Below are 7,095 nucleotides of genomic sequence, written 5' to 3'. Positions count from 1 at the left end.
GGCGCAGAATTAGTGATTTTTCCTAGAATTGACACTTTTTCTCGTCTACCCTATTCTTATGCATGAAATGATGCATCTTATGCGCGAATTATAGTCATATAAGATGAATTAACATATTATAGCAATGAGGTGGTTGCTATGATTTATTTTGTCATTAGTAGTTTGGTTATCACTTTAGTGATGACAACGATGATTGTATTGAAAATTAAATAGAAATGACACGCTACGTAGCATATATTTGTATGATTGATACGGACGCTTTCTTGTAAAAAAGTATAAGATAACTATACTTTGAATGAGGAGGACAAATGAATGACATTAGGAGAAACAATTAAGTATTACCGTACACAATTAAATTTATCCCAAGCAGAGTTGGGTGATAAGATAGGTGTATCAAGGCAGGCAGTGACTAAATGGGAAACAGATACAGGAATACCGGATATTGATAATATTCAAACACTTGCTAAGCTATTTCATATTTCTATTGATACACTCTTATCATCAAATCATCATGTTCAATCATTACATGAAAGTAAAATTGAATATGATATTGATGTGTTGAAGGACTTTGATATTAATCTAGGAATTCTTGGAAAAGTGACTATAGAAGGTTACGAAGGAGAAAAACTAATCATACAACTTTCTTCTTCAATCTATAAAGGATTACAGAAGGATTTCAAAATCAAATTAGATGAAAACAAAGCACGACTTGATATAGACTTAGATACAAAAGAATATGTCACAAAAGATCAAAGAAGAGACGTCAATGTTTCAATATTATTGCCTATGCAGTATATTCATAAGTTAGAATGCAATGTGTTGCCTACGAGTATGTCTGTTTCTCATATTCATTCTGATTCTATAGAACTAGATATTAAAACGTCATCACTTGATCTTTTAGACATTCACGGACATATAGAAATAGACTGCAATATTGATATGACTATTAATATAGATGAAATTGATGGTAAACTAGACCTCAATGCAGTACGTAGTGCATCACACCTTATTATCACATCTCCATGTCTATTCAATACAATTACTAAAGGCATTAAAACAAAGATTATCTATGAAGGCGACCTAGATGAGAAGTCAGGCAATCAAATAGAACTCAATGGAATTATGGGTGAACTCGTAATAAAAGCTGATTAATTATAATCAGTTTTTTTGCGAAAAAAAGAAAAGCAACAAATCCATTGGTGTTTGTATAATAACTGAATTTCCTTTTTTTTTTTTTTTTTTTTTCTAAAAAATGGTCATATCGAATGAAAAATAAATGAAAGTGGTTTAAAATAAGATAGAGTAAAGAAAAAAGGAAGGAGGATGAAGCTGTGATATTTGCGTATAGTCAAGTTGAGAATTTGAATGAGGCAGAAATGTGTGTTTATAATTATATAGTGAAAAATATGAAGCACATATTAAATCTAAGCGTTCGCGAGTTAGCAGATGAAGTACATGTTTCAACAGCTACTGTTATGCGCTTTTGTAAGAAGATGGGATTTTCAGGCTTTTCAGAATTAAAGTATAAGACCAAAGAGTTTTATGAACAGCAGGATAAGGCAGAAAATAATGAAATAAGTGATATCGCAGGTTTTATGGAGCATATAAAATCTAATGACTATCTTGATAAACTTAAAAAAGCAGCTGATCTGATTAGAGGTGCTGATTCATTTCAAATTCTAGGTTTAGGTGTATGTAGGGATATTGCGAAATATACTGCCCGTCGTTTTTGTCGAGCAGGGGTTTATTGTTATGGCATCGATGATGTCAACTATCCCATATTAGAAGTACCAGAAGGAACCCATGCCGTTATTTTAATCATTTATAATAGTTTTTATCAGAAAAAGATATTTGATCAAATCAATAAATATAAGAGTAAAAATTATACTATTATTATGGTTTCATTTGCAAATGTAGGTAAGTTTAGTCAATTATGTGATTTGATTATTTATGCTTCTAATGGAATTATGAAGGTTGGACAAGTTGAATCTGGAGTGCCAATGCTTTATACACTAGAAAAATCAACGGATGAAGTAATAAAATAGTATCATAATATATTATATGGAACCTTTAATTTTTAAGGGGGGGTCAATAAAAAATCGCTTTAATTATTGGGGGTTTCCACGTGTAAAGGGCAGTCAGATGACTGCCCTTTAGCGCGTTCCTATTTAATTCTGTTCAAAGAATACTTCTTCATCAATCATTGGATAACATGTCAAATCTTTATTGTCTAGATCTGTCTTATGCATATCCACAGCTTTAATAGTATGACCATGATAAGTAGAGTAATAGTAAATACCTTTATTTAAATTACAACAAGAAGTATAAATAGTATATTCGTACTTACCTTCAGATACTTCACATAATCCTTTCTGCTGTTCTACTGAACCAAGAATATGGAAGAACTGACTGACATTTTCCTGTTCATTTAATCCTTTAGTTGCATTCATATTAGTAAATGCGACGCGGACAAAACGAGATGCTGATGATAAGTCACCAGGTAATCCTAATGCACCCATACCTCTACTATATGTAGATAAGTTTACATCTTTAGAAAAAGTATTTTCAGGCTGTTTAGTAGAAAGATACATATAATTATTTAAATTAAACATCTGTTTATCAAAAGGTGGATTATTAGTCAGTACACCTACAGGATTATCATAAATATGTACACCATCCTTCATTACTTCTACAGTAATAGTCTTATTTGAATCACTGATCATATAATGAAGTGAAGCAGGTGGGAATGATGCACTAAAAGGTGTATCACATAGATTCATTTCATTAATTAGTTTAATTGCTTCATCAACTGTTTCACACTGACATAAGATCCAAGGAATAAATTCAAAAGAACATACATTTGTCTTATTCTCTACTACAGGATTAAAATAGGCATTACCTACAAAATTTAAGCCAGCCATACCTAATCCTTTTTCATTCATTGCATCATAATATAATGGATATCCATCACTTACATGAGCCATTCCAATAAGCGCATACTTATCATCAGGTTCCAATGCAAATCTAAAACCATACTTAAATTGTCTAGGTGTTACAACAATCTGTTCACCATAAGAAAACTCATAATCAAGATTTCTTCCAAAATAACAATCTTTATCTTTAAAAAATGCAGCAGTACACATATTCGCTGCCCCCTTTGATTTGCATCCTAACACAAACATATAGGTATGTTAAGTCCATAGTTTGACATAATTACACATAGTTCCTAGTGAGTATTCTATGTCTCTTATATGTCGCTAATGTGAACTGTTTGACAAAACATGATATCAATTTATAATAAAAAACAAGAGGTGGATTATGGTACAAGTAGATTTAATTACAGGATTCCTAGGATCAGGAAAAACAACATTTATAAAAAAATATGCCCAGTATTTAATTAATCAAGGGCTTCATATCGCAATATTAGAAAATGACTTTGGCGCTATTAATGTAGATATGATGGTACTTGAAGACGCATTAGGAGACCAATGCGAACTAGAAATGGTGACTGGTGGAGGAGATTTAGACTGTCATAGACGTCGTTTTAAGACAAAACTTATTTCTATGGGTATGAGAGGGTTTGATAGAATTCTTGTAGAACCATCAGGAATCTATGATGTAGATGAATTCTTTGATGTACTCCATGAAGAACCATTAGATAAATGGTATGAGATTGGTAATGTGATTGCTTTAGTGAATTCTAAACTCGAAAACAGCCTCTCTAAGCAATCAGATTACTTGCTAGGCTGTCAGGTTGCAGATGCTGGAAAAATCATTCTAAGCCGTTGTAACGAAGCAACAGAAGAAGAAATCAATAACACAATCACACATTTAAATAACACAATGTCTCTTATTAAATGTAAAAGAAGATTCAATAAAGAAGACTGTCTTGATTTAGAAACACTCAATAATGATGACTTTAATTCTATTCTTCATTCTGGTTATGAATTAGAAGGCTTTATCAAGATGTTCTTTAAGAAAGAAGAAGCATTTTCTACAATGTTCTTTATGAATCAGCCTATCAGTAAAGAACAGCTTATTACTGCGACTCATTCTATTTTTAATGATCCTCTATGTGGTAAAGTATTTAGAATAAAAGGCTTTATTCCTGAAGATAATCAATGGATTGAGCTTAATGCCACAAAAGACCAGATTACAACTGAAATGATCGCAAAGGGTCAGGAAATCATTATTGTGATAGGTGAAGCATTAAATAAAGAGAAAATAGAAGAATATATTAAAAAACCAGCATAGCTGGCAATTGATGAAGTGATATTTATAGAATATGATGGGGATCACATATCTTCATCATCTATAGTATATTGATATAAGGTAATGAATAAACCAATTCTATGTAAAGAAAAAATAAAAAGGTCAGCATAAGAAGGGAATGGTTGCTGACCTCGAAGGGTAGAAAAGAGTGGGAAATCTCTTTTCAGTATCATTATATTTACATTTTAAAAAGATGTCATTATACAAATAGTCTCATTTGCTTAGAAAGGGAGTAATATGCATTATAAGAATGTAAAAGGTATTCTATCCTCCAACAATGGAATGAATCTCTATAGAGGGTGTTTACATGGGTGTATCTATTGTGATTCTAGAAGTGACTGCTATCATATGGATCATCTTTTTGAAGATATAGAAGTCAAAGAGAATGCATTAGAACTCTTAGATGCTTCTTTGAGAAAGAAAAGAAAACCATGCATGATTGGCATGGGAGCTATGACAGATCCCTATATTCCCTTAGAAGATCAATTGTTGTATACAAGAAGAGCATTAGAAATCATTGATAGAAATGGTTTTGGAGTCACGCTGATTACTAAATCATCACGTGTATTAAGAGATATAGATGTATTGAAATCTATCCAATTGCATTCTAAATGTGTCATTCAGATGACTCTCACTACTTATGATGAAGAACTGTGTAAAAAGCTAGAACCCAATGTCTCAACAACTAAAGAACGTTTTGAAACATTACTCGCTCTTCAAAAAGAAGGTATACCGACTATTGTCTGGCTGACACCTATTCTTCCGTTTATTAATGATGATGAAGAAAACTTAAGAGGAATACTTGATTACTGCATCAAGGCTCATGTAAAAGGTATTATATGCTTTGATATGGGTGTTACATTAAGAGAAGGCAATAGAGAATATTTCTATTCTAAGCTAGATCAACACTTTCCAGGACTTAAAGAGAAGTATATCAATAAATATGGAAATAGCTATATTCTCTCTAGTCCACAAAATAAACAGTTGATGCGTATATTCCATCAAGTATGTGAAAAAAATGGTATCATGCACAACCATGAAGAAATCTTTGACTATCTTCGTACATACGAAGATTATAGATTGAACTTATTGGATTTCATCTAAAAACTGGACCACGGTCCAGTTTTTTACTGTATTGTATTCACTTTTTTAAGTATACGTTCTGCATCTTGTCCATTCGCAATAATAGGCTGATAGTTATTACGATATTTTACAGAAGAAATCATACATGGAATAATCTTATGTTCCATACTTGTAATCTTCTTATTTGTAAAATGGAATGTCTGCTGGTAGATCATAGAATCCTTATCGCTTGGATTTCTATTACCACCAAAACAGAAATTACTTAAACTATATACAATAGGGGAATCCTTATATGTTTCAATTCCTTCTAATACATGAGGATGACTTCCTACTACCATATTTGCTCCTGCATCAATAGTGGCATGAGCTATATCTCTCTGTCCCTGAGTAGGACTATAATTTCTTTCAATACCCCAATGGTAATAAACAATCACAAAATCAGTTTTCTTCTTTAATTCAGTAATCGCATTCTTCATATCATCTGATACAGCATTAGGAAATGCATAGCCAAGAAAACCGAATTTAATTCCTTTTACTTCTTTAATATAACTCTTCTGATAACCAAAATAGCCCACACCGTATTCATCTAGAGTGGCTTTGGTATCATCCATCCCTTTTTGATAACGGTCCATAGAATGGTTATTTGCGACTGTGACAGCCTCAATACTACTATTAGTTAAAATCTTTGCATATTCCTTCTTACCTTTAAATGGGAATGATTTAATCACGTGCTTCTCTTCATCAGTTAAAGGACCTTCTAAATTCGCAATAGTTAAATCATCCTGTTCAAAAACACTCTTTACATTCTTTAAGAAATAATCAGGATTATTACCCTGTTTTACATATTCCTGATCAAAAGACCCCTCATAAGGTTGTCCTGCATAATTTCCTAAAGTCATATCACCTACAAAAGACATAGTAATATCGGTATTGGTTACTTGTGCTGTTTCTTCTGTCTTTTTCTTAGTTTTCTTTGGTGCTTCTTTCTTATCTTCTTTAGCACATCCAGTACTTAATATAAGAAGTGCACATACAAAACCTTTTAAAAACTTATTCATTTTCATTTCTCCCTTGTACAAATACAAAACAATAATCATTAGATAGCTTTTCATCAAATACAAAGTCTAAATCATTAAACTTCTTTAAGTCCTCTATGTTTTCTACCTTTTCTTTAGCCATATAAGAGATCATTGCCCCTCTAGCCATTTTAGCATAGGTAGCCTGCTGCTTTAATACGCCTTTAATATTTCTTAGAAACTGTATCTCAATACACTGGTCTTCACCTGTTAAGTAATCAGTGATACATTTAGAATACTCTTTAGATGCGAGATTAATGATGACATGATCATCAAGTGATTCATATATCTTACTTCCCCAGTATTCATACAAATTAAGCGATTTAACACCCATTTCTAGTCTATAGGGGACAATGCCATCAGTAGGAGTTAAAACACCATACATCCCTGATAAAATACGTAAATGATTATTTAAATAACTTCTCTCTTCATCACTCATAGAAAAAGGATGAAGATACTTAAACGCAATCCCATCATAAGCATAAATCGCACAAGTAGGTGTCTGATACTGACGTTTCTCTAGTTCCTCAAAACATTTGTGTGTTAATGATTCATTTGTTTTCCATAGTTTCCGTAAATCCTCATAGGACATACTCTTAAGTTTCTCTTCTAATATATGAGACTCTTCAAGAAAATAAGGTGTAGTAGGAGTGATAGAAGCATC

At 32.1% G+C, this 7,095-nt stretch carries 7 protein-coding genes; 4 read left to right on the top strand and 3 right to left on the bottom strand.

Features of this window, described 5'->3' with window-relative positions; genetic code table 11:
* Positions 1–312: 312 nt before the first annotated feature.
* Positions 313–1,152 carry a helix-turn-helix transcriptional regulator gene (locus QZQ55_RS10055; RefSeq protein ID WP_295092972.1) on the top strand — a complete coding sequence of 280 codons (840 nt, stop codon included), beginning with the start codon at positions 313–315 and terminating at the stop codon, positions 1,150–1,152.
* A 179-nt stretch (positions 1,153–1,331) separates the two neighbouring features.
* Positions 1,332–2,045 (top strand): MurR/RpiR family transcriptional regulator, encoded by a 714-nt coding sequence (locus QZQ55_RS10050; RefSeq protein WP_295092970.1) that lies wholly within the window; start codon positions 1,332–1,334, stop codon positions 2,043–2,045.
* A 123-nt stretch (positions 2,046–2,168) separates the two neighbouring features.
* Here QZQ55_RS10050 and bsh read toward each other — a convergent pair whose 3' ends face one another.
* Positions 2,169–3,143 (bottom strand): choloylglycine hydrolase, encoded by a 975-nt coding sequence (gene bsh / locus QZQ55_RS10045; protein WP_295092968.1) that lies wholly within the window; start codon positions 3,141–3,143, stop codon positions 2,169–2,171.
* Between the two features lie 175 nt (positions 3,144–3,318).
* Here bsh and QZQ55_RS10040 point away from each other — a divergent pair, with 175 nt between their 5' ends.
* Complete coding sequence (locus QZQ55_RS10040) at positions 3,319–4,254, top strand: GTP-binding protein (protein ID WP_295092966.1); 936 nt, start codon at positions 3,319–3,321, stop codon at positions 4,252–4,254.
* A gap of 255 nt (positions 4,255–4,509) precedes the next feature.
* Positions 4,510–5,376 (top strand): radical SAM protein, encoded by an 867-nt coding sequence (locus tag QZQ55_RS10035; protein ID WP_295092964.1) that lies wholly within the window; start codon positions 4,510–4,512, stop codon positions 5,374–5,376.
* 23 nt (positions 5,377–5,399) lie between these two features.
* Here QZQ55_RS10035 and QZQ55_RS10030 read toward each other — a convergent pair whose 3' ends face one another.
* On the bottom strand, positions 5,400–6,413 hold the full coding sequence (locus QZQ55_RS10030; protein ID WP_295092962.1) for a CapA family protein: 1,014 nt from the start codon (positions 6,411–6,413) through the stop codon (positions 5,400–5,402).
* The coding region (gene yaaA / locus QZQ55_RS10025) for a peroxide stress protein YaaA (RefSeq protein WP_295092961.1) at positions 6,406–7,095 on the bottom strand (690 nt) is incomplete at its 5' end. The genes QZQ55_RS10030 and yaaA, both read right to left, overlap by 8 nt.

The organism is uncultured Catenibacterium sp., assembly GCF_900540665.1.
In the GTDB taxonomy this organism is placed as follows: domain Bacteria; phylum Bacillota_I; class Bacilli_A; order Erysipelotrichales; family Coprobacillaceae; genus Catenibacterium.
The sequence above is the reverse complement of the archived record's forward strand: the minus strand, read 5'-3'. Positions and strand labels throughout refer to the sequence as shown.

Excerpts from the sequence above, each read along its gene's own strand:
- QZQ55_RS10055 (WP_295092972.1), top strand. The coding sequence starts at position 313 with ATGACATTAGGAGAAACAATTAAGTATTACCGTACACAATTAAATTTA.
- QZQ55_RS10035 (WP_295092964.1), top strand. The coding sequence starts at position 4,510 with ATGCATTATAAGAATGTAAAAGGTATTCTATCCTCCAACAATGGAATG.
- bsh (WP_295092968.1), bottom strand. The coding sequence starts at position 3,143 with ATGTGTACTGCTGCATTTTTTAAAGATAAAGATTGTTATTTTGGAAGA.
- QZQ55_RS10040 (WP_295092966.1), top strand. The coding sequence starts at position 3,319 with ATGGTACAAGTAGATTTAATTACAGGATTCCTAGGATCAGGAAAAACA.
- QZQ55_RS10030 (WP_295092962.1), bottom strand. The coding sequence starts at position 6,413 with ATGAATAAGTTTTTAAAAGGTTTTGTATGTGCACTTCTTATATTAAGT.